General features: G+C 44.3%; 9 protein-coding genes. 7 read left to right on the forward strand and 2 right to left on the reverse strand.

Translation table 11 applies throughout. The features are described from left to right. The first annotated feature begins 224 nt into the window (after positions 1 to 224). Together V7K45_RS03845 and V7K45_RS03850 are read left to right on the forward strand one after the other, a co-directional pair. Complete coding sequence (locus V7K45_RS03845; protein ID WP_335000547.1) at positions 225 to 11,252, forward strand: SDR family NAD(P)-dependent oxidoreductase; 11,028 nt, start codon at positions 225 to 227, stop codon at positions 11,250 to 11,252. Then, a complete protein-coding gene (locus V7K45_RS03850) occupies positions 11,249 to 16,078 on the forward strand; it encodes a thioester reductase domain-containing protein (protein ID WP_335000549.1) in 4,830 nt (1,609 codons plus the stop codon). The genes V7K45_RS03845 and V7K45_RS03850 overlap by 4 nt, the downstream gene beginning before the upstream one ends. Here the strand turns inward: V7K45_RS03850 and V7K45_RS03855 are convergent. After that, positions 16,075 to 16,329, reverse strand: coding sequence for a hypothetical protein (locus V7K45_RS03855; RefSeq protein ID WP_335000551.1), 255 nt, complete (start codon positions 16,327 to 16,329; stop codon positions 16,075 to 16,077). The genes V7K45_RS03850 and V7K45_RS03855 overlap by 4 nt on opposite strands. Before the next feature lie 697 nt (positions 16,330 to 17,026). Between V7K45_RS03855 and V7K45_RS03860 the strand changes: the two genes are divergently transcribed. The 5 genes from V7K45_RS03860 (at position 17,027) to V7K45_RS03880 (ending at position 26,227) form a co-directional block, all read left to right on the forward strand. Continuing rightward, positions 17,027 to 22,051, forward strand: coding sequence for a CHAT domain-containing protein (locus V7K45_RS03860; RefSeq protein WP_335000553.1), 5,025 nt, complete (start codon positions 17,027 to 17,029; stop codon positions 22,049 to 22,051). 274 nt (positions 22,052 to 22,325) lie between these two features. Beyond that, complete coding sequence (locus V7K45_RS03865) at positions 22,326 to 23,063, forward strand: DUF928 domain-containing protein (RefSeq protein ID WP_335000555.1); 738 nt, start codon at positions 22,326 to 22,328, stop codon at positions 23,061 to 23,063. Positions 23,064 to 23,140: 77 nt separating this feature from the next. Beyond that, entirely contained in the window at positions 23,141 to 25,369 is a 2,229-nt protein-coding gene (locus tag V7K45_RS03870) for a CHASE2 domain-containing protein (protein ID WP_335000557.1), read from the forward strand. 178 nt (positions 25,370 to 25,547) lie between these two features. Continuing rightward, a complete protein-coding gene (locus tag V7K45_RS03875) occupies positions 25,548 to 25,751 on the forward strand; it encodes a hypothetical protein (RefSeq protein ID WP_335000559.1) in 204 nt (67 codons plus the stop codon). 74 nt (positions 25,752 to 25,825) lie between these two features. Next, positions 25,826 to 26,227, forward strand: coding sequence for a fasciclin domain-containing protein (locus tag V7K45_RS03880; RefSeq protein WP_335000561.1), 402 nt, complete (start codon positions 25,826 to 25,828; stop codon positions 26,225 to 26,227). Between the two features lie 23 nt (positions 26,228 to 26,250). Here V7K45_RS03880 and V7K45_RS03885 read toward each other — a convergent pair whose 3' ends face one another. Continuing rightward, complete coding sequence (locus V7K45_RS03885) at positions 26,251 to 26,415, reverse strand: hypothetical protein (RefSeq protein ID WP_335000563.1); 165 nt, start codon at positions 26,413 to 26,415, stop codon at positions 26,251 to 26,253. Positions 26,416 to 26,432 lie beyond the last annotated feature (17 nt).

The following is a 26,432-nucleotide window of genomic DNA, read 5'->3' on the forward strand; positions in this document are numbered from 1 at the left end:
CCTGAAACAGCAAATATGTCAAAAACGGCCAAAAAAAGCATATATAGCAGTTGCCTTGATAGGTTAGGACATCAACCGATGTCAAACCCCGACAACAAAAACTTTTAAGCCTGTTGCCTATTAGCTGTTGCCTGTTATATCAAACCACCAACTAATAGGGTTGCTTGTAGAAGTGAAGACATCCCGCAACAGCAAACGTGTCTAAGTTAGTTTGGAGCTTATAGATGTTGGAGAAAATTAGTACCCTCAATGGTTTTCAGGCAAACTTAGCAGACCAAGAAGCACTCGAAACTACGCTCCTGACCCATCCAGAAATTCAAGAGTGTCGGGTATTAATCCGAGAAACAGAAACCGCAGATATGTGGTTAGTTGCCTACATAGTTGCATCAGGAAAATGTTCGTTGGCACAACTAAATGCATATTTGCAGGTTCATTTGCCAAACACTATCCTGCCTCAATCCTACGTTTGGTTATCGAGATTGCCGCTTACCAGTGAGGGACTGATTGACGATCGCCGACTAACTGATTTAGCCGTGATTGACATAGATTTGGTTAATCGATGGGAGTCGTCTTTGCGATCGCTTCCCTCCATCAACCAAGTCGCAGTTATCGTACAAGACCAGACAAAACAACTGCCACCATTACACGTTTGGGATTTGCTAGGGAATGCTCAAGCAACAAAACTCAATTTTCAATTAGAGGATTCTGGAGAAAAACTAGAATCCAGTGGCGTAAATCAACAACTTGAGCGTTCAAAATTTCAGATTTCCCAGCCAAAAGCCAAAGCAATTAGTCATGGCGAACCTTTACAACTGGCAACAGACGCGATCGCTAACTTAACGGAACTAATCCAAAGGGCAGCGTTACAAAGCTCAAAAGGAATTAGTTACATCCAACCGGATTACACTTGCCAAAACCAATCCTACAAAGATTTATTAGACGCAGCTCAACGGATTTTGGCGGGTTTAAGAAAGTTAGGGCTTGTGCCTCAAGATAGAATTCTCTTTCAATTTGACCAACCTCAAGATTTCATTCCTGCCTTCTGGGGCTGTATTTTAGGCGGATTCATCCCAATTCCTTTATCCGTTCCTCAGAGTTACGATCGCTCTCATGGTTTCGTTAATAAATTAGCTCAAATCTGGCAAAGACTAGAACCAAGCTTGGTACTGACTAGCGATCGATTAGCACCTGAACTGAGAGGTTCCCTGGCAGATTTGCCAGTTGACAATTTGGCGATCGCTACCCTCGATGAGTTGCAATCTTACCATCCCGATCCTAACTGGTATGTTGCTGCTTTAGATGATTTGGCAGTACTGTTTCTCACTTCTGGCAGTACAGGTACGCCGAAAGCAGTTATGCAAAGCCATCGCAGTCTCATCTGTCGGTCGGCTGCGAGTGTCCAAATGAACGGGTTTACCCAAGAAGATGTTTCCTTAAACTGGATGCCACTCGATCACGTTGCTGGATTAGTGTATTTCCATATTCGGGATGTGTATGTGGGTTGTCAACAAATTCATGCCGTCGCCGATTGGGTGTTGCAACAACCCCTGAAATGGCTTGATTGGATGTCTGATTATCGCGTGAGTGTAACCTTTGCACCGAATTTTGCGTATGGGCTAATCAACGCCGCCGAAGCAGAACTTTCTCAGGGGCATTGGGATTTATCATCAGTGCGATACATCTTTAACGGAGCAGAAGCCATTGTCGGCAAAACTGCGAAAAGATTTCTAGAATTGCTGACAGCGCATGGACTCCCGACTAAGGCAATACATCCAGCTTGGGGAATGGCTGAAACTTGTTCGGGAGTAACTTACTCTCACAACTTTTCTGGAGAATCAACCACTGATGAAGATGCATTCGTAGAAGTTGGAGCGCCAATTCCCGGATTTTCTCTGCGGATAGTTGATGCTCAAGACCAGCTCGTTGAAGAAGAAGCCATCGGAAGGCTGCAAGTCAAAGGACTGACAGTAACATCAGGTTATTTTGGTCAACCGGAACTGAATTCAGAGGTTTTTACAGAAGATGGCTGGTTCAAGACGGGAGATTTAGCTTTCTTACGACAAGGACGTTTAACAATTACAGGCAGAGAGAAAGACGTTATTATCGTCAATGGACTGAATTATTATAGTCATGAAATCGAAGCAGTTGTTGAAGAAATTGCAGGCGTAGTTGTTTCCTACACTGCCGCAGTGGCTGTGCGTGATGGAGAAAGTTCAGAACAGCTAGCTATCTTCTTCCATGCAGGTGGCGCGAATGAAATGCAAATTTCAACGTTAATGCAAACTATTCGCCAAAAAATTGTCCAACGTTGTGGCATCAATCCCAGCTATGTGATTCCAGTTGAGAAAGCTGCGATTCCAAAAACGGCCATTGGCAAGATCCAGCGATCGCAACTGGTTAAACGCTTTGAATCCGGTGAATTTAAACCTATCCTCCGTCAGTTTGATATCCTCAGTGGCAATGCCAATACAATACCTGACTGGTTTTATCGCCGAATTTGGTGTGTTAAGCAGTTAAGTCACAAACATCTGGAGCCAGTTAAACTTCCGACTCAGAAATTCCTCGTGTTTCTCGATGGTTTAGGTTTAGGAAATTACCTGTGTACAGAACTCGAACGCCATAAACAATCTTATATCTGCGTTGCAGCAGGTACGGATTTTATCAAATCTGAGCGGGGCGATCGCTTTACCATCAATCCCAAAAATCCCGATCACTATCGGCGGTTGCTAGAGTCTTTGGCATCGGATATTCCCACTCAGATTTTGCATTTGTGGACATATAACGAATCTGTGGGTGTTTCTAGTAGTTTGCCAAGCGAACTTGGCGGGGTAAAGGGGAAAGGGGAAGGGGGAAAGGTTTTAAATCCCTTAGCCTTTACCCCTTCCCCTTTCCCCAGCCCTCACCCAACTTCTAGTCTAGAGGAACTAGAAGATGCCCAATACTTAGGGTTATATAGCATTCTATTTTTAGTGCAAGCCTTAGCAAATACCAAAGAAAAACACCAACTACTAGATATAGACATTCAGTTACAAGTCATTTCTAACAACGTCCAGTTAACTAGCAGCGATGATGCGATCGCTTATGAAAAATCCACACTTATCGGATTACTGAAAACAATTCCTTTAGAACTATCTTGGTTGCACTGTCGCCACATTGACTTGGAAGTTGGGTCACTGGAAACAAATACCAACTATGTTTTTAGAGAATTAAATGTTACTAAAGGTGATAGTGAAATTGCTTATCGTCAAGGTCAACGGCTAATCTCGTCACTCGCCAAAGTCGATATGCTTGCTAGTCCAACCCAGGAACTACCAATTAAACCAGGTCAGACTTATTTGGTAACAGGCGGATTGGGTGGAATTGGGACTTCCGTTTGCCAATATTTACTTAAGCAATTTGGCGTGCGATTGCTGATTGTTGGCAGAACAAACTTACCACCAGAAATAGAATGGTCGCAGTATATCGACCAGAATACAGCGATCGCCAAGCGATTGAAAAATTATCGATCGCTTATAGCAACAGGCGGTGATTTATTATACAAACCTGTTGATATCTGCGATCTAACTTGTTTGCAACAGGCTGTCACTGAGGCAGAGTTGAGATGGAATCAACCCTTGGCAGGAATTATTCATTTAGCAGGTGAAGGCGATCTCAAACACCACTGGACGGTGATGGAAAATCACTGGATAGCTGTGGCTACATTAGAAAGCTTTCATACCATGCTGCGCCCGAAAGTTCAGGGCACTTGGACGCTTTTTCAACTAATTCAGAATCGACCAGATGCCCTTTTCATCGGCTTTTCTTCTGTAAATAGTGTGTTTGGGGGAGCAACTTTCAGTGCCTATGCTGCTGCCAACAGTTTTTTAGATGGTTGTTGTCAATATCAGCAATACCATTACCATCCTGATACTTACTGCTTTAACTGGAGCCAGTGGGATGATGTCGGTATGAGCGAGGGCAACCCCATGCACAGCCGGGAAGCAGCTCATCGCTTGGGCTATCAAAGTATTACTCAAGAACAGGGATGGCGTTCCTTACTGGCAGGTTTATCGCGTCATCAACCGCAGCTGATTGTCGGTTTAGATGGGAGTAATCCCCATATTCGTCGATATTTGAAGACAGAAGCCGAGAACGTCGAGAAATTAACCGCTTATATTACGACGATTGATGGTGCAGAGGTGAATGGTTGGGAGCAAATGAGAGTTGGCGATCGCTTTGGGACTGCTAGCCATTGTGAAATTGTACAGCTTGCAAAAATGCCCTTAACACAAACGGGTACGATAGACATTGCCAAAATTATTGGCAGCAATCAAAGGCACAACCAACCTTGGCAAGTTGTTTTGCCCCAAACTGACATTCAACGCCAGATAGCTCAAATATGGCAAGACATACTGGGCATTACTTCAGTGAGTATCGATCGCAACTTTTTTGAACTAGGTGGCAGTTCGCTCACCTTGGTTCGGGTTCACGATCGCTTACAAAAACAATTTGGGCAACATCTGTCACTGATTGACTTGTTCCAATATCCAACTATTCAGACGCTAGCAGAGTTTCTAAATCAAGCTCAAATACCATTGCCGGAGCGATCGCAATTCTCGCCATCCGAGCGCGTGGGTAAGATGAAAGATACCCAGCAATTAGAAATTGCCATCATCGGCATGTCCGGGCGTTTTCCAGGAGCCAAAACACTCGATGAATTCTGGCAAAACTGCTGTAATGGCGTGGAATCGATTTCGTTCTTTAGTGATGAAGAACTGGAGTTAGCCGGAATCGATCCCTCATCCTTGAATGATGCCAATTATGTGAAAGCAAGTGGTATCTTATCTGACATTGATTTATTTGATGCCGCGTTTTTCGATATCTCTCCTAAAGAAGCCCAAATCATCGACCCGCAGCATCGCCTGTTTCTAGAGTGTGCTTGGGAAACACTCGAAAATGCTGGTTACGATCCTGCAACTTATACAGGATTAATCGGGGTTTATGCAGGCATGGGGATGAATCTTTATGCAGGTCGAACCTATTGGAATCAGAATCTTTACCCGAATCGGGAGCGATTAGAATACGTTGATGACTCGCAACTGGCGATCGCTAATGGTGCAGATTTTCTCCCCACGCGGGTTTCATACAAATTCAACTTGCAAGGGCCGAGCGTCAACGTGCAAACCGCTTGCTCAACTTCCTTAGTTGCAGTCCATCAGGCTTGTCGGAGTTTGATTCAGGGAGAATGCGATATGGCTCTGGCTGGTGCTGCGGCGATCGCAGTACCCCAAAAATCTGGTTATCGGTATCAGCCAGGAATGATTCTTTCACCTGACGGTCACTGCCGAGCATTTGATGCCAATTCACAAGGAACCGTTGGCGGAAATGGCGTTGGCATTGTGATGTTGAAACGATTGGCAGATGCGATCGCGGATGGAGATAATATTTACGCCGTCATTAAAGGTTCTGCGATTAATAACGATGGCTCCCAAAAAATCAGCTATACGGCTCCCAGCGTTCAGAGACAGGCAGCAATGATTGCTCAAGCCCAAGCGATCGCAAATATTAATCCAGAAACTATTACTTACATCGAAACTCACGGAACCGGAACGACTCTCGGCGATCCGATTGAAATTGCAGCATTAACCCAAACATTTCGTAGCAAAACACAGAAGCAACAATTTTGCGCCATCGGTTCTGTAAAGACTAACGTCGGACATTTAGACACAGCTTCAGGCATAGCAGGATTGATTAAAACAGTTTTGGCACTCAAACACCGATTGCTACCGCCTAGCCTAAATTTTAAACATCCCAATCCCAAGATTGATTTTGCTAACAGTCCATTTTATGTAAATACAACTCTATCAGACTGGCAAACAGACCAAACGCCTCGGCGGGCTGGCGTAACTTCTTTGGGTGTTGGCGGTACGAATGTCCATGTCATTTTGGAGGAAGCACCCTCCGATTTTAGATTGCCGATTTTAGATTTTAGATTGGATGATGCTGATGACAATCCAAAATCCCTATTGACGGTTTCGGCAAAAACTGAGACAGCGTTACGGGAATTAGCTGGGCGATATGTGGGGTTTTTGGAGTCTCATTCAGAAGTATCTTTGACGGATATTTGTTATACGAGTAATGTGGGGCGATCGCATTTTGACTATCGGCTGGCCTTGGTTGCCGATTCACCCGCACAATTGAGAAATCAACTTACAACATTTATTGCCGAAAATCAGCGCACTCGCTCTCAGGCTTCAGGGGTAGCTTTCCTGTTCACCGGACAAGGTTCGCAGTATATCGGCATGGGACGAGAACTTTACGAAACCCAACCTGTTTTTCGGCAAGCCCTCGAACGCTGTGCCCAAATTCTGGACTCATTATTAGAGCAACCATTGCTAGAAGTGCTGTATCCATTAGGGGAAAGGGGAAAGGGGAAAGGGGAAAGGGAAAAGAACTTAGGGCGTCATATTCTAGATGAGACTGGCTATACCCAACCTATCTTATTTGCCTTGGAATATGCATTGTCCCAGCTATGGCAATCTTGGGGTATCAAGCCTAGTGTTGTTATGGGTCATAGTGTGGGCGAATATGTTGCTGCAACTGTTGCAGGTGTATTCAGTCTGGAAGATGGATTGAAACTCATCGCCGCACGGGGAAAATTGATGCAAGCACTACCGCAGACAGGGGCGATGGTAGCGGTATTTACTGATTTGGCACAAGTCCGTGCGGCGATTGATTCATTGCCGGAGGTGGCGATAGCTGCGATTAACGCACCAAGGCAAATCGCGATCTCTGGTGCATCTGGGGCGATCGCATCGGCTGTGGCTATCTTAGAAGCCAGAGGAGTGCAAACAAAGTCACTGAAAGTTTCCCATGCTTTTCATTCGCCATTGATGCAACCAATGGTGGCAGAGTTTGAGCAGATTGCCCAGCAAGTGAGCTACCGTACACCAAACCCGAATATTCACTTCATTTCCAATATCACAGGGCAATTGGCAGGAGTGGAAATTAGCACGCCTGAATATTGGGTGCAGCATATTTTGCAGCCAGTGCAATTTGCTAACAGTATTGTCAGCCTTTCAGCGTTGGGAAATTTGGCTTGTTTGGAAGTAGGGCCACACCCAATTTTAGTAAGCATGGGTCGTCAATGTATCCCAGAATCAGGACATCTGTGGCTAGGGAGCCTCAAATCCCAGGAATCGGATTGGCAGCAGATGTTGAGCAGTTTAGCGGCGTTGTATGAGCAGGGAATATCGGTGAATTGGTCGGAGTTTCATCGGGGATTTGAGCATCGGCGCGTGGTGTTGCCGAATTATCCCTTTGAGCGATCGCGTTTTTGGGTTGAACCAAACCAAGATAGTAGCCAAAAAAATGTTCAACTCTCCTCTGCCAATCTCAAATCTTCTCATCCTCTGGTTGGTTCTAGATTGCACTTGGCAGACTCGAAAGAGATTCGTTTCCAGACGCAAATCAATTCTCATTTCCCCGCTTTTTTAGCTGACCATCGCGTTTACGGCAAAGTAATCGTGCCAGGAACTGCTTATCTAGAGATGGTTTTAGGGGCAGCAGCTAAGGTTTTGAAATCCAAAAATTTAATTTTAGAAAATGTCTTATATAAACGGGCATTAATTCTATCAGAAAATGAAGTTAAAACACTCCAGCTAATTCTTCACCCCACGGAACAACAGGGATATTCCTTTGAAATTTTTAGTTGTGAATTAGATGAGGAAGATTCACCCTCTTGGATGCTGCATGTTTCTGGAAATGTCAGCGCATCCAATCTCAAACCATCGATGGAACTTTCTGCAACGCACTGTTTCCCCAAAGAAGTAGCTTCCCATCAGCAAGCCGAACATTATCAACAGTTTCTTCAGAGGGGAGTTGATTATGGTGCTAGTTTTCGGGGAGTTAAACAGTTGTGGTTGAATTCAGAAGTAGTGACAGGGGAAATTGAGTTACCCCAAACATGCGTTTTAGAAACAGATACCTATCAGTTTCATCCAGCATTGTTAGATGCTTGTTTTCAAGTTTTGCAAGCTACGTTCCCACAAGATGGTAGCAAAGAGGCTTATGTGCCGATCGCTATCAAGCGATTGCAAGTTTGCGATCGCCCCAGCAACCGACTATGGAGTTTTGCCAAAGTACATCCTAGCCAGAACAGTAACAAAACACTCTTAAGCGATTTGCAATTAGTTACAGATGATGGTGAGATTCTAGCGGTTGTTGAAGGTCTGCAACTTCAAAGGGTCGCTTCGGCTACATTAACCTCTCCTCAAGTTCCGCCAGATTGGTTGTATCAAATCGAGTGGCGACCTCAAGCCCGAATGGGGCGATCGCTCTCACCGGATTACCTGCTCAATCCCAAGGACATCAGCCAAAACCTGATTCCTCAATTGGCCGAACTCCTAACAACAACCTCATCAAACGACGAATTTTTACCCCAACTTGAAGCTCTCAGTGTATCTTATGTAATCAGTGCCTTACAACAACTAGGATGGGACTTTCAACTCGGATTGCAGTTCTCCTTTACAGAAATAGCAGAACAGTTAGGGGTGATTAGCCAGTATCATCAACTGCTACATCGGTTTCTGGATATTTTGACTGAAGCAGGGTGGCTCAGACCTCTTGATTGTGTCAACGGCAGACATCATTGGGAAGTAATTAGCGCCCTCGATCGCCAAACGCCGCAACCAGACCGACTGTTAGTCCAATTCCCTACCGGAGATACTGAAATCGCCCTAGTAGAACGCTGTGGTGCTAGCTTACCAGAGGTACTTCAGGGAAAACTTGACCCACTACAATTACTGTTTCCCAATGGTGATTTCACCCTACTGACGCAACTGTATCAAGATGCCCCAGCTGCTAGAGTAATGAATACATTGGTGCAAAAGGCAGTTTCCGCAGCACTGCTGCGAGTACCACAGGGAAGCAAGATCCGCTTGCTAGAAATTGGGGCGGGAACTGGCAGCACAACCGCTTACATTCTGCCGCAATTGAATAATTACCAAGCTGAATACACCTTCACAGACATTTCACCTCTGTTTGCAGCCAAAGCACGGGAGAAGTTTCGGGATTACCCATTTGTCCGCTATCAGGCTTTAGATATCAGCCAAGAGCCAGCGACTCAAGGCTTGGAAGGCCAAAAATATGATGTGATTCTGGCAGCAAATGTGTTACATGCTACACCAGATTTACAACAAACATTGGCCCATGTCCACAGCTTATTAGCACCAGGCGGAATTTTGGTGCTGTTAGAAGTCACCGATCGCCATTGTTGGCTAGATATAAGCTTCGGTTTGACCCCAGGTTGGTGGTTGTTTGCCGATCGCTGGTTGCGACCGAATTACCCGCTCTTAAGTAGTGCCGAGTGGCAAGATGTGTTGCAAGCGAATGGATTTACGTCGGCGGTGGCGATCGCACCGAAAAATCAAGTCATCGGTTCCCTGGCTCAGGCTGCGATCGTTGCTCAAAAAGGAACCGAGAGCCACATACCACAAAACTGGCTAATTTTAGCAGATAGTCAAGGTATCAGTCAGAAACTTGCTCAACGGTTTCAAGAACGAGGAGATACCTGTACTCTAGTTTTGCCCGGACATGAATACGAACTGTTGAGTGAGTTCGAGTTCAGGATTAATCCTCAGAAACCGGAAGATTTTCAGCGGTTGGTTTCGCAAATACTTAGCAAGCGATCGCGTCTCTCAGGGGTGGTACATTTGTGGAGCTTGGAGACTGGAGAAACTGCACCAACCTTAACCGTCGAAGATTTGCAAGCAGCAACCCGTATTGGCTGTGGCAGTACTCTGTACTTGGTGCAAGCGCTAGTTAAAAAGATGGGTATAACGCCACCTCAGTTATGGGTAATAACTAGAGGAGCAGTTGCCGATGGAGCTGGATTAGTTCAATCGCCCCTATGGGGAATGGGGAAAGCAATCGTCAAAGAACACCCAGAATTACAGTTTCGCTTGATAGATTTAGACCTCCAAGAGAATTATCGGCTAACTCAAAACCCCCTTGATGCACTATTTGCAGAGTTAACATCACCAGATCGAGAGAACCAAATTGCATTCCGTAATGGGATGCGTCAGGTGGCAAGACTGGTTCCTTACCGGGGAAAACAAAATCCCAATCAAGCAGATATCCCCATCCACGCAGATAGTACCTACTTAATTAGTGGTGGATTAGGGGGACTGGGACTGCTAATTGCCCATTGGTTAGTAGAACGTGGGGCACAGCACTTAGTTCTCATGGGACGCAGGGGGACAAACGAACAGAGCGATCGCCAGATTCAGCAGCTTCAGGCACAAGGTGTATCGGTGATGGTAATGCAAGCTGACGTGTCTGTGCAGTCACAAGTGGCGGAGGTATTGGCAGAAATTGACCGCAGCTACCCGCCTCTGCACGGCATTATCCATGCAGCCGGAGTTTTGGATGACGGAGTTTTACTCCAGCAAACTTGGGAGCGCTTTCATCGAGTCATGGCACCGAAAGTACAAGGTGCTTGGAATCTGCACGCATTAACCCAAACCTTACCGCTCGATTTTTTCATCTTGTTTTCTTCTGCTGCTTCTGTTTTGGGTTCTGCCGGTCAAGCTAACCACTGCACTGCCAATGCCTTTTTAGACGCTCTAGCACATTATCGTCATCAATTGGGGTTATCGGGATTGAGTATTAACTGGGGAGCTTGGGCTGAAATTGGTGCAGCAGCCGAGCGTCAGTTCGGTAAGCAACTCCAACATCAGGGAATGGAAATGATATCGCCATCCCAAGGTTTACAGGCTTTGGAGCAGAGCTTTTCTTGGGAGGTTGCTCAAGTAGGTGTGATGCCGCTCAATTGGCTGACATTTATGCAGCAATTCTCACCGGGGACTTGTCCGGCATATTTGACAGAGTTTTCTCAGGTGGGGATTGCTCAATCGGCATCACCACCGCCGATGGAAATTCAGCAACAATTGCAAACTCATGACTTCGGCGATCGCTTGCAGATTTTAATTATTTACCTGAAAGAAAAGATTGCCAAAGTGTTGGGTTGTTCTGTGGAGCGAGTCGATGCCAGTCAAGCACTGAGCAAAGCCGGACTAGATTCTTTGATGGCGATCGAAATCCGCAATCGGATCATCACAGAACTGGGAATTGACCTTTCTTTAGAAAAGTTTGTTGAAGGTTCCAGCATCAACCAACTAGCAGACCTGTTATTGAAACAGCTAGCTTTACAGGGACTCAACGAAAATTCGGCGATGGAAATCACTGAGGATGTGGAAGAAATAATACTATGAACCTAAATGCCCTTTTAGCCGAGCTTTCAGACCGGGGAGTGAAATTATTAGTTGATGGGGAACAACTCCGCATTCAAGCACCTAAAGGAGTTATCACTCCCGATCTACGCAATGCTTTAGCTAACAATAAAGTAGAGCTAATCCGGTTACTACACCAAAACAAAATCGGTGCTGCTTCCATCCCTTTGGTTCCGGTTTCACAAACGCAAAATGTGCCGGTATCCTTCCAGCAGGAACGCCTGTGGATTTTGGCCCAGTTAGCTGCTGTAGAATCTGCTCATAATATTGCTCAAGCCTTGCGGTTGAATGGGGATCTAGATTTAAACTGCCTAGAACAAAGTATTAATGAAATTTTCCGTCGCCACGATGTGTTTCGGACAACGTTTGGGGTATGGGAAGGAAATCCCGTGCAAAATATCACTGCACCAGAACCTTTTACATTATCTGTTTTCAGTCTTGAGCATTTAGATGCAACCGAACAATTAAAAACTTTCTGGCAACTTGCCGATGAAGCAGCTGAAGCTCCCTTTGATTTGGCGATCGCTCCTTTATGGCGGATTAAACTCATTCGCTTAAATGCACGCGAGCACATTCTCTTGCTCGTCATTCACCACATTATCAGCGATATGATCTCGATGGGTGTATGGATTCGGGAACTGGCGACAGTCTACAGTCATTTCTACAAGGGACAACCTTCCCCACTACCAGAACCTGCGATCCAATATCGAGACTTTGCCGTATGGCAGCGCCAGTGGCTCAACAATGATGCACTCAAAAGCGAACTAGCTTACTGGAAACAGCAACTAGAGGGGGCATCCTTTGAATTAAAATTGCCCATCGACCATCCCCGACCGCCACTCCAGAATTTCCAGGGTCGGCGAAAGTTTTTTAAACTCGATCCTGTTCTGTGGGCAGCAATCAAACAACGAAGTCACGAACAAATGGGAATTACTTCCTTTATGACTTTCGTAGCGGCGTTTAAGGCTTTGATTTATTTGTGTTCTCAGCAGGAAGACATATTAATTGGCTTTACCGCTTCAGGTCGAGTTCATCCGCAAGTGGAGTCGCTGATTGGTTTTTTTGGCTACCCTTTGTTACTGCGTACAGATTTGTCTAACAATCCCACTTTTGCGGAAGTACTCAGCCGAGTGCGATCGGTGTTGTTATCTGCTTATGCTCACCAAAATGTCCCCTTTGGTAAAGTCGTTGAAGTCATGGGGTCGAGTCGGGTTGCACAAGATACTCCCTTTTTTCAAACATTCCGCACCGGATTAAGCTATGTCAACAGTCAATTACCGAGCGACCTAACAAATTTACCCAATCTGACGTTTTCATTAATTGACGAAGGAATTTGGGGGCCTACTGATTTAGATTTATATACCTATATTTACGAAGTCGGAACAGATTTACAAATAGGAATTGCATATAACACCGACATATTTGAAAGTGAAACAATTGACGCTTTTGGTAACGCTTTATTTCAAATTCTAGAACAATGGGTTGAGTCAAAAGATATTCGCCTCAATGAATTGAGACTACCAACAGACCTTGAGAGAAAAGCAAAATTAGCCAGGAGTCGATACCAAAAACAAAAGCTAGCGATCGCAGCTACTTTTACTGCCGATTTGGTTGCAGATTCTCTAAAATTCTGGATGCAGCAACTCAATTTCCCCTCAGAAATTACCTTTGCTCCCTATAACCAAGTTTTCCAACAACTGCTGACTCCTGATAGTCTGTTATCGCAAAATGAAACGGGAGTCAATATTATTCTAGTGCGGTTAGAAGATTGGGTTAGATCACAGGATTCACAAGAGTTATCTAGTAACGAACAAAAGAATTCCATTGAGCGCAATACTCAGGATTTAGTTATAGCATTACGTCAATCCTGCGAACGGACTCAAATTCCCCATTTGCTTTGTTTATTGCCAAGTAATGCAAAAATGGCAACTTTTTTGCAATCAGTGGAAGCAAACTTATTAACAGAACTTGCCGATATTAGTGGACTAAATATTATTAATTATCAAGAGTTAGCAACAAGCTACCCAGTAACTAACTTCTATGATTCTTATAGCGATGAAATCGGACATATTCCATTTACGCCAGCATTTTTCACAGCGCTAGGAACAATGTTGGCGAGAAAAATTCACTGCCTACATAGACCGCCTTATAAAGTAATTGTCTTAGACTGCGATCAAACCTTATGGCAAGGTGTTTGTGGCGAGGATGGAGTTGAGGGTATTGTCATAGATTCATCCTATCAAGCATTGCAAGAATTTATGATTCAGCAGGGCGATCGCGGGATGTTGCTATGTCTGTGCAGCAAAAATAATCAAGCAGATGTCTTTGCCGTATTAGACCAACATTCCGATATGCGGCTGAAGCGTCACCATTTGGCGGCTTGGCAAATTAATTGGCAGACTAAATCAGAAAACTTGAAATTGCTGTCTCAAGAACTAGGGCTGAGTTTAGATAGCTTCATCTTTATTGATGACAATCCCATCGAATGCGCACAAGTCCGCTATCACTGTCCAGAAGTTTTAACCCTGCAATTGCCCACAAATGCCACTGAAATTCCCCAATTCCTGGCTCATATCTGGGCATTCGATCGTCTCAAGATCACTGTAGAGGATCGACAGCGAACGATTGTTTACCAGCAAAATCGCCAACGTCAGCAAGCGGCAAACGAATCCCTCACGTTGCGAGATTTCCTCAATAGCCTCAATCTGCAAGTGGATATTATGGAAATGCAGCCCTCCCAGGTAGATCGTGTTGCTCAACTAACGCAGCGAACAAATCAATTTAATACCACTACCTTACGCAGAACGTCGGCTGAAATCAAAACCTTTTGCCTGTTAGATACTCATACTTGCTATGTTGTGGATGTAAAAGACCGCTTTGGTAATTATGGTTTGGTGGGCATGATGATGGTACAGGCCACAGCGTCTGCCCTAGTGGTAGATACGCTGTTACTCAGTTGTCGAGTGTTGGGTAGAGGAGTTGAATATCAAATGCTCAACTTCCTGGGTAAAATTGCCTTGGCACGCGGTCTGAAGCAGATCGATATTATTTACAAGCCCAGTTCTAAAAACCAACCTGTTGGAGATTTTCTCGAACAGTTGACAGCCATTGGCAAGGAACCTTTAGCAGAAAGCTATTGCTATAAGTTATCAGCAGATGATTGTCGATCGCTCGCTATTGCTTCTGAACGATTAGACAAACAACCAAAATATTCGGCATCTGAAGGGAATTTAACCCAAAGCGATCGCGCAATACCCCAACAATCTGCCAATTACACCACCTTATTCCAAAAAATTGCTTCAGATTGGCATACACCAGAGCAGATTCTCCAGCACATTCAGGAGTCTCAAGTTCAATACCAACAACAGCATCAGACATTTGTTGCACCTCGCACCGAAACCGAGAAACACTTAGCTGACCTGTGGCAAAATTTACTTCACAGATCCCCACTCAGCATCTACGATAACTTCTTCGATTTGGGAGGCAATTCTTTGTTAGCAGTGCAACTGCTGTCTCGGTTGCGAGAAAACTTTCATGTAACTATACCCATTCATCAATTATTAGAAGTCCCAACAATTGCGGGAGTGGCTCAAGTAATTGAAGCGATCGCTCAGACAGGAGTGGCTGCCAATTTAGAGATCGATTTGGCAGCAGAAGCTGTCTTAGATCCAGAAATTCATCCAACGACAGCATTCAAGTTTATCGCCCAACCCCAGGCGATTTTCTTAACTGGAGCAACCGGTTTTCTCGGTGCGTATTTAGTAGAAGAACTCCTACAACAGACCACGGCTAATGTTTATTGCTTAGTGCGAGCGCAGGATGTAGAACAGGGCATCCAACGTATCCAAAACCATTTGCAAGCATACGGACTTTGGCAAGAACAGTTTCGCTCTCGTATCATTCCAGTCGTTGGCGATTTGGCGTTGCCCAACTTAGGCCTGAATGAGTCACAATTCCATCAACTTAGCCATCAAATTGATGTCATCTATCACAATGGTGCTGTCGTCAATTTTCTTTATCCCTACACAAAACTCAAAGCAGCCAATGTTCTGGGAACTCAGGCGATTTTGCGTCTAGCAACTCAAACAAAAGTCAAACCCGTGCATTTTGTTTCGACACTGGGCATCTTTTCTGCTCCTGCCTATGCAAATGCTAACTCCATTCAAGAATCCGATGAATTGGCAGAATTTCAAGGCTTGCAAGGGGGTTATTTACAGAGTAAATGGGTCGCAGAAAAGCTGGTCATGCAAGCACGCGATCGCGGAGTTCCTGTATGCATCTACAGACCAGGTGCAATTTCCGGACACAGCCAAACGGGAATCGCCAATGTGGATGACTTCTTTTGCAGCCTGACTAAAGGCTGTATCGAACTAGGTATGATGCCGGATTTGGAATTCCCCCTCGATTTGACCCCAGTTGATTATGGTAGCAGGGCGATCGTCCACCTCTCTCAAAACCCTGACTCCTTTGGCAAGGCATTTCACCTTGTTTCTCCTGATTGTCTGTCTTGGCGTAATTGGTGTGACTTGGTTCGGTCTTTGGGCTATTCGCTAGAGCAAGTTTCTTACCATGAGTGGTATGCTAAATTGCTACACAATGCGAAACACAATATTCCAAATGCTTTACATGCCTTCCTGCCATTGTTAGACGAACAATTATTAAAGAACGTACATCTGCCTGCATTTGATTGTCAAAATGCATTGACTGGACTTGCTGACACCAATATTATTTATCCAACAATAAACACCGAATTACTCAATATCTACTTTGCATACTTCAAGAAAAGTGGCTTTTTGATCGGAGTTTAGCTTTCTTTTCCCACCTTATTGAACCGTTGGGTGAAAGTTTCATCAAGCTGGCGATAAACCACGTTAGCACGACGTAATTCTGGTGTTTGATACTGCTCAAAACCTAAAGTTTCAGGACGATGGGCGACATATTGGCTGACAAGCCGCAACAGACAATTTAATGCGCCCCCAAGCTGATTTGCGATTTCAAACACGCGTCCGTCAGGAGACAGTATTCTATTTACATTCAAAGTGGAAGAATTTATCTGCATTATAAATTACTCAAATACAATGTTAATATGTAAGCAATTGAGTGCTTAAATAGTTGAACCAACGACTGAGAGCGATCGCCCCATCAACTGTTCCTAAAATCCGATCCTTACTTTCCAGCTATAAATCTTATTATTGGTTAAATAGTCTTCTATATTTCTGTCTAGAGACCATTTATAAAGTAAATCTTTAGATTACAGGACGACACAGTATGTATTCGTGAGAGATTAAGGTCGAGCCTCTTAAAATGATTTGTTCTTTAATAGATAGTTTTGGTTTACGACCTCTTCATATAACAATAATTTTCACTTTTTTCAACTCTAATAAAGCTTGTTTTTCATGATACAATCGTTGTGTATTTAAGATGAATTGTTGTATTTGTTCATACTCAAGATCAATCAAAGGCTTTGTTTGTTAGGATTGTATTCAATATAATTAAGTATGTAGCTCATATTTCTGTGTAAAAAAAGCTCTATAATGTTCTTCTATCACAAAATGATACTATTTTAGAGATATCAACTGTTTGGACTTTGGACAAAAAGAAGATAGTTCGCAAGTGTTCTTTCCCCTCTGCTGGCTACGAGGCAAAGTTTGTGTAGCGCACCACTAGAATTATGGCGATCGCACATAGCAATAACAGTCAAGATGGTGGCTTTTATTTCCAAGTGAATTATCAACTTTAAGCTTGGGGAATTGGCAGTGAACAGAAAAAATCATAAGTCAAAACGAAATAGTACGTTGGCAAAGCAGTACGTTGGCGTTAGCGTTAGCGCAGCGTTAGCGAGTCATCTCCCAAGGGGAGACGCTAAGAGCGAACGAGCGTCGGCAGTTGCGTACTGGTTCTTACAGCGTCTTTGCCAGCAGAAGCAACTAGTGTTTAAAAGTCAGAATGCTTCATTGCCGATTGTGCTTACCCTATGCGTCTGGTTAGGGAGCATTTCTGCCAAACCCGTATTTGGACAATCCATCGTTCCAGCTAATGATGGGACAGGGACAGTTGTGACTCAAGAGGGCAATCGCATCGACATCCAAGGGGGTCAGCTTTCTGGCGATCGGGCGAACCTATTTCACAGCTTGGAGAAATTTGGACTCAATCAGCAGCAGATTGCCAATTTTCTCTCGAATCCCGATATTCATAATATTCTCACACGAGTTGTCGGCGGAGATCCTTCAACCATCAATGGACTGATTCAGGTAACTGGAGGAAATTCCAACTTATTCATTATGAATCCAGCCGGAGTCATCTTTGGACCGAATGCCCAAATAAACCTTCCGGCTGACTTTACGGTAACGACTGCTACAGCAATTGGCTTTGATAATCGCCTTTGGTTTAATGCAGTCGGTAAAAATGATTACTCAAATTTAAATGGCAATCCCTCTGGGTTTGCCTTTGATTTCACCAATCCTGGGACTATTATCAATGCTGGTAGTTTGTCAGTTTTAGAAAAACACAATCTGGCTTTAATCGGTGGCAGTATCATCAATACAGCGACCTTGAGCGCACCCGGCGGCAATATTACTCTTGCAGCAGTGCCGGGGACAAACCTGATTCGGATCTCTCAAGCGGGAAACCTGCTGAGTTTAGAGCTGGAACTGCCAAGAAATACAACAGAGCAACAGCTAGCAATTAACCCTCTGGATTTGCCAACGCTGTTAACCCAAGGATCTAAGGGACTAAATCTTGGTGTGAGACCTAATTTAGATGCAGGCACAGTGCAGTTAACACGATCTGGTACAACTATCCCAACTGCCGCAGGAACTACGATCGCTTCTGGAACCCTAGATGTTTCCAATACAGGAGTTATGCAGACAGGTGGTACAGTAAACGTCTTGGGCGATCGCGTCGGATTGATTGGTGCTAATATTAATGCCTCTGGCACGACTGGCGGCGGCATCGTTCGGATTGGAGGAGACTACAAAGGTCAAGGTATCTTACCCAATGCCTTACAGACGTTTGTTAGCAGCGATTCGGTAATTAATGCTAACGCGCTGCTAAACGGTGATGGCGGTCGGGCGATCGTTTGGTCAGATAATAACACTCAGTTCTTTGGTAAGATCGACGCCATCGGGGGGCTTAATGCTGGGAATGGCGGGTTAGTAGAAGTATCTAGCAAAGGATTGCTCTTATTTCAAGGCTTGGTTGATTTGCGATCGCGTGGCGTGTCCGCAGGACTCTCGCCTGCGGGTAAAGTCGGCACGCTCCTCCTAGATCCGACTGATATCACCATCAGCAGCGCGATGGATACCGCTAGTATGACCTTCGGTAGGGGGATATTTGCTGACACCACCACAACCTCTTCTAATCTCAACTCGACTACGCTACAAAATCAACTAGCTTTGAGTAATGTTACTGTTTCGACAACATCGGGTTTGGCTGGTAAAGGAGATATTACAGTCAGCAATCCAATTTCATGGAGCAGTGGTTCTGACTTGAAATTATCTGCCGATCGCAATCTCAACATCAATGCCAACATCGGTACAACGGCTACTGGCAATGCAAATCTAACGCTAGAAGCTAATAACAGTATTTTTATCAACTCAGATGCCAAGCTAACAGCCAGTGGTGTGGGTAAGTTGGATGTCACCCTCAATGCAGATCGAGACGGTATCAATGGAGGAGCGATCGCCCTCAAAAGCGGTGCTGCGATCGATTCTAATGGAGGCAATATAGTTCTGGGCGGTAGTAATAACCCCTTAAACGAGCCGGCACAAGGAACAGCAGCAAATCCCATTGGAGTCAGTCTTGATGGAGCTACTCTCAATTCCGGTACTGGCAATATTTCGATTACAGGTCAGGGAAACAATGCTGATGCTAACGAGCAGAAAGGCATTTTGCTGAATAATAGCAGCATCATGGCTGTAAATGGAGATATCAGCTTAACAGGCATAGGCTACGGCAATGGAAACAACAACAACGGGATTCAGCTTAACAATAGCCTGGTGAGTTCCACTGGCACTGGGAGAATTACACTCCAAGGTACTAGTAACGCTAGGGGAGGTAGGGACAACGACGGCATTGAAGTAAACAGTAGCACGATCGCCGCGACTAAAACGGGGACAATTAATCTAGAGGGGATTGCTGGAGTCGGAACTGATATTAGTGAGGGGATATATCTCAGTGCCAATTCCAAAGTCCGTTCAGCCAATGGAAATATCAGCCTCATGGGTACTGGCGGTAATGGAGGGGGAAATCGTAACTTCGGCATTTTACTGGAAGATGGTGCAGAGGTAGAATCGACGGGCACAGGAAATATAAGCTTAGAAGGCGCTAGTAGTAGTAACACTACAGAAGGAATTAGCATTAAAAACAGTTCCATTAACCCCACTGGAACAGGCAGTGGTACGATCGCCCTCACTGCTGATGAAATGAACTTCCTTGGCTCCACTCAAATCAAAGGTACTGGTATCCTTCAGTTGCAGCCTCGTACTCCTAGCTTAGACATTACCTTGGGTGGCAACATTAACGATGCCCGTTTAAATCTAAATGCCAGTAAATTAAACACTTGGCAAAATGGCTTTTCTCAAATATCGATCGGGCGAGATAACAGCAGTGGTGCAATTACCCTAGCTGGTGATGTGACTTTCAATGACCCGGTTACTTTGCGATCGCCCTTTGGCTCAGGTTCCATTAACACTAGTGGATTTAAACTCACCGGAGCTGACAATGCCACCCTTAACCTGCAAGCTAACCAAAACATTACCACTGGCGATGTGGTAAATCAAGGTCGAGAGATTAGAATAAACAGCACCAGTGGCAATATCAATACCAGTGCGGGAACTCTCAACACTAGTTCTACAACTGGGAATGGGGGAGCGATCGCTCTAGAAAGCGGCGATGCCATTTCCACGGGCAACCTGAACAGTTCAGGAGTTAATGGTGGTGCCATCATCGCCAAAGCTGCCACCAATCTTACCACTGGCGCAATTGATTCCAGCAGTAGTTTCGGCAACGGTGGCAATGTCACTCTTGACTCCAGCCGTGACATTCAAGCTACCCAGATTAACGCCCAAGGTGGAAAAAACGGTAGAGGTGGTGACATAAATATCACCGCTAAACAATTTTTCCGAGTAACAGACACCTTCACCGACAGCAACAGCGGTCTGGCTAGCATTTCCAGCCTTGGCGGTAACGGTGGGGGAGACATCACAATCCGGCATGGAGGAGGCAGCTTAAATCCGTTTCAGATTGGCAATGCCTCGGTAAATGGTACAGCTGGTGCGATCGTTGGCGGGAAAATTTCTATTATCCCCCCTCCACCTGCAACTGAGACTCCACTTCCAACTGAGACTCCACTTCCGACTCCACTTATTAAGTTTAATCCCGTCGATCTCACCAATCCCTTCCCTGTTACCCAGCAACCAGAAGTAACCTTCGCCTCCACACAAGCAACTGACACTAACATGCCAGAACTGGAGGAAGTCTTCACCAAGACCTTTGAGAACCATTTGGGCATCAGCAATGTCCGCATCAAAACCCTAAAAGAAGCCCAGGCTATATTGCGCCGAATTGAACAAGCCACTGGCATTAAACCTGCCCTGATCTATGTCTTGTTTCAACCCAAAACCGAGCAAGACTCCAAATCTCAACAAGAGGAGACTGCCAAGCAACCACAACCTATCTGGGAGTTCAATTCTCAAAGTTTGGAGCAGCGCCGACAGCAAGTACAACCCACTACGCAACAAGCTCAAGGTAACTACCAGCTTGAACTAATGATGGTCACTTCCTCTGGAACACCAATCAGACGGCAGATTAAGGGAGCGACGCGAGAGCAAGTCCTCAAAAACGCTCAAGAATTCCAAGCAGCTATCACTAACATTCAACGCTCTCCCCCATATCTAGCTTTAGCTCAAAAGCTCTATAAGTGGCTGCTTGGGCCTTTAGAGAAGGATTTACAAGCTCAAAAAATCACGAATCTCAGCTTTTTGATGGACACGGGTTTGCGCTCCCTGCCGATCGCCGCCCTGCATGACGGGCAAGGGTTTATTGTGGAAAGATACAGCGTTGGTCTGATGCCCAGCTTATCACTTACTGATACTCGCTATGCGGATGTGAGAAATCAGCAAGTCTTAGCAATGGGAGCCGATCGCTTCCCCGATCAAAAGCCCTTACCAGCAGCTTCACTAGAGTTGTCTTTAATCTTCAGTCAATTGTGGACTGGCAAATCTTTCCTCAACGAAAATTTCACCGTGGAAAAGCTCAAACAAGCCCGTGCTTTACAGACGTTTGGTATTGTCCATTTCTCCACCCATGCCAACTTTCAGCCTGGTAATATCAATAAATCCTATATTGAGTTTTGGTATAGCAAATTACTAATTAGCCAATTGCAGCAGTTGAAGTTAAGTCAGCCGCCAGTGGAACTATTGGTTTTGAGTGCCTGTCGTACAGCACTAGGGAACCCAGAAGCGGAGTTGGGATTTGCAGGCTTGGCGGTGTTAGCAGGAGTGAAATCAGCAATGGGCAGTCTATGGTCTGTCAACGATGAAAGCACAATGGGACTAATGACAAGTTTCTACGAGAAATTGAAAGAAACTCCGATTAAAGCCGAGGCTCTCCGGCAAGCACAGGTAGCAATGCTCAAGGGTCAGGTGCGACTAGAGAAGGGTCGGTTGGTAACAGCGAGTAAGAGTTTTCCTTTACCGCCGGAGTTAGCACAAATAGGAGACAAAGAATTTGCTCATCCCTACTATTGGAGCGGTTTCACGCTCGTCGGCAATCCCTGGTAAGGAAGTTCCAGAAAATAAACGATCCAATTTACTGGAATCGTATTTTTCTGTCTCCCTCCTGCACTCTGCCTACACAGCAACGGGATATTTTTTAATTGGAAGTCCCTCAGAGAGTGCATTTTTCAGATATAGCCGTAGTCACACAGATTAGGACAGTATTGATTGCTCAAAGTTTTGAAACAACAGGGTTTTGACTCAGCACTCAACTATACTTCTGAAAAGACTGATTTACTGCTTCAAAGATTTACGTTCAACAGAAGTCCTTACGCGGATCATGAATTTACCAAAATTTTTTCAGTTTTTAGCGATCCTTGTTAGCGCACTTTCTCCCACCATTGTCACTTTTGCTAGCTTGCCATCACAGCGATCGCCATCCAACTTGGAGTGGAAAGTCAGTCTCAAATTCCCACCTGTAGATGACCGAGGAGCGCCCTCTCAAACATTCGGTGGAGGAACGCGTGGCTCTTCTTGTATTGATGGGAGCGGAATACCGATAACGCCTTTAATGCCGTCAAAAAATAATTTTGGGAAAACGGTTGCAGCCAATCCAACACTGTATTGGTACATTCCTCAAAATACTGCCCAATCTGGAGAATTGGCTTTGACAGATGAAGCCGGAAATCAGGTTTATCTGACAACCTTTAAACTACCTAGTACTCCTGGCATTATTAAACTGGACTTACCAGCAAATGTTTCTCTCCAAATTGGCAAGTACTATCGATGGTACTTCACGATGATTTGCGATTTTCAAGACCGCGCTCAGGATCAATCTGTTAAAGGATCGCTCCAGCGTACCGAAGTAAGTTCATCCCTGAAAAGTCAGCTAGCTGGCGCAGGACTTCTAGAACAGGCAAAAATTTATGCAGAGTCTCAAATTTGGCAGGAAGCGCTGAATACCGTTGCTCAATTGCGCCGCGAGAAGCCAACTGAATGGGAAGAACTTTTACAATCAGTTGGTCTAGGGGCGATCGCCAAAGAACCTTTCCTTGACTGCTGCACGAGCGATCGCTAACCTCAGTACAGCTAGATATAAGCAAAGTTAAAACGGTTACTTTGCTAACCTGAAAAATTAATTTTGGTGTAAAAAAGATGATGTGGAGAAAGTGGAAAAAGCTACTGTGGCAATGGCGCGGTGTTTTGATTACTACTCCTAGTGTGGCTGGCGTAGTCATCTTATTACGCTTTGCTGGTTTGATGCAGCCTTGGGAGTTGGAGGCTTTCGATGGATATATGCGTCTGCGACCCCAAGAAGCACCAGATGACCGGATTGTCATTGTGGGAGTAAATCTTGCAGACATGAAAAAAATTCGTCAGCCAATCGTTCCAGATGGTCTGTATGCTCAATTGTTGCAAAAATTAAAAGCCAGGAAACCACGAGCTATTGGTTTAGATATCTACCGCGATTTACCTGTAGAACCAGGACATCAAGAATTAACCAAAGTATTCGCATCTACCCCCAATTTAGTCGGAATTCAAAGAGTGGTAGGAAATAACCAACGCGAGCCAATTGACCCGCCACCAGCACTTAAAGATAAAGGGCAAGTAGGTGCAAATGATTTGGTTTTGGATGCAGATAAAAAGGTAAGACGGAGTTTGCTCTACTTAACAGATAAAAATGGAGAGACTATTTACAGTTTTGCATTATATTTAGCTTTACTTTATCTTGATGCCGAAGGTATTGCACCGGAAACTTCTGGACAGACAAAAAATTGGCAGTTAGGAAAGACAAGATTTATCCCCTTTGCTGCTAATGATGGTGGCTATGTGCGAGCTGATGACCGTGGCTACCAAATTTTAATTAATTACAGGGGGCCAGCCAGACGCTTTTCTACAGTCACGATGACAGATATTTTGGAAGACAAGGTACCACCAGAATGGGGACGCGATCGCATTATCTTAATTGGGAACGTCAGCGAAAGTTTTGAGGATTTATTCTTCACTCCCTATAGTAGTGGTTTGTTGACTTCCCCAGAACCGATGCCTGGGGTAGAGATTCATGCAAATATGGCTAGCCAAATTATCAGTGCAGCTAAAGAAGGTCGCCTACTAATTAAGAGTTGGTCGCAGCCAGTGGAAATAGGATGGATTTTTCTGTGGTCTTTTGTGGGTGCAACTCTAACTTGGCAATGGCGATATGCAGGTGGGGTAAAATTTTTATCCTTCCAGAAAATAACTAGCCCAATTTTGGCAGCAGGTGTGTTATTAACTATTACATATACAGCCTTTATCGCCAGTTGGTGGATACCTGTAGTACCACCATTATTAGCTTTGTTGGGATCTGCGATCGCTATTACAGTCCACATCGCCCGTACTGCTGGAGAAATTCGTTATACATTTGGGCGTTACTTAAGCAAAGAAGTAGTCACTACCTTATTAGAAAGTCCAAAAGGTTTACAGCTTGGGGGCGAACGGCGCAAAATCACCATACTCGTCTCCGATTTAAGAGGGTTTACCAGTATTTCTGAACAATTACCCCCGGAAAAGGTTGTTCAAGTTCTCAACTTTTATTTATCATCAATGGCAGATATCATTACCCAGTATCAAGGAACCATTGATGAATTTACAGGTGATGGTATTTTAGTGCTGTTTGGTGCGCCTACTGCCAAAGAAGACGACACTACAAGGGCTATTGCTTGTGCGATCGCTATGCAGTTAGCAATGGTCAGTATAAATGAAAAGATGCAGCTGTGGAATCTGCCATCATTAGAAATGGGAATAGCTGTCAACACAGGCGAAGTTGTTGTTGGAAATATTGGTTCTTATATCCGAACCAAATATGGTGTAGTCGGTAGCCAGGTGAATCTCACCTATCGTATTGAATCCTATACAATTGGAGGGCAGATTGTTATTTCAGAATCGACATTTACAGAAGTAGAATCAATTGTTAAAATCTGTGGACAAAAGCAAGTACAGGTAAAAGGAATTAAACTACCGATAAATATTTATGAAGTTAGGGGGATTATTGGAAAATACAATCTCTTTCTAACTCAAGAAGAAGAAAGATTACTACCCTTAGCTGAAGCAATACCAATAGAATATACCATTTTAGATGAAAAGCACATTGAAAAAAACCTTTTTCAAGGCAGTTTAGTTAAACTTTCCACCAAGGGAGCCGAGGTACGTCCTAATGATATAGAAAAGGATATTATTCCTTCTCTATTAAGTAATATTAAATTAGTTTTATCACCAAATTCTACAAAAGAATTAAGCGTTGATATTTATGCTAAAGTTTTAGAAAAACCAATAGAAGAGGGGGTATTTTATATCTGCTTTACTACTAAAAGTTCTGAGATAAAAGTAATTCTTAGTAAGATTTAAGGTAAGGATTCAGGTCTAATATTGAGGAAGTAAAGAAGGGCGAGACAGGGAGTTAAGGTGAGTTCGACTGAACTAAAAAATGGCAGGAGGTAGTGCAGGCAAATCTTTTGGGTAAATGTCAATCGAAGGTTTTTTAGGCAAATAGCTGTTATTACCTGCTGTACTGTTACTCGAAAATTTGAATCTGTTGCAGTTTCTTACACCAGACGTTCAGTTGCGGGGGTCTGATGAAAAGATGCTGGAGTTTAAAGCGCTGGCTGTAACGCATCGGCACGTTATCAAGAATTACTTGAATGTCAGTATCTCGGAAAAACTCACCCCAGTAGCGATCGCTTCAAAAAGTGCGACAAGTACATTTACTCTTCAATTGCATCTAGCGTAGGTTTATATTTTCTAGATACTCAAGTGTGGTAAACCTCTAAGTATCAAGTTTTTTGACAATTAAGGTAAAACTCAATGCCAGATATTATAGATACTGCAATCAATGCAGGTACTTTCAACACTTTGGTAACAGCAATTACAACTGCTGGTTTGGACACAGCGCTCAAAGGTTCCGGCCCATTTACCGTATTTGCACCAACAGATGAGGCATTTTCTAAACTGCCATCTGGTACTGTAGAAGCATTACTTGAAGATGTGATTGAGTTAAGAAAAGTTCTAGAGTATCACGTAGTAGCTCAAAAAATTGTTGCAGTAGATTTGGCACAGTTGTCCGAGGTAACAACAACCCAGGGAACAGACCTCAAAATTGATTCTAATAATGGTGTTAAGGTAAATGATGCAACAGTTGTCACACCGGATGTGTCAGCAGATAATGGTGTGATTCATGTTATCGATCGAGTATTAATCCCTCAGTAAGATGCCGTGAAGTCTTTTTGAGATTAAACATCGCGATTGCTGCTCTGTGCAGCTTCTCCAGAGTCCATCGGTGAGAGGCTCATAAAACTGTGGTCTTGTGGTTCATTGTAGGTTGCTCCACCGGCGGCAAGAGCAGGGAGCAACCATCGCATCAACTTTTTCTCGGCTTGATGAAGATAAACATACAAACCTCATCCCTAGTAAG

It is taken from the genome of Nostoc sp. (assembly GCF_036917375.1).
In the GTDB taxonomy this organism is placed as follows: Bacteria; Cyanobacteriota; Cyanobacteriia; order Cyanobacteriales; family Nostocaceae; genus Nostoc.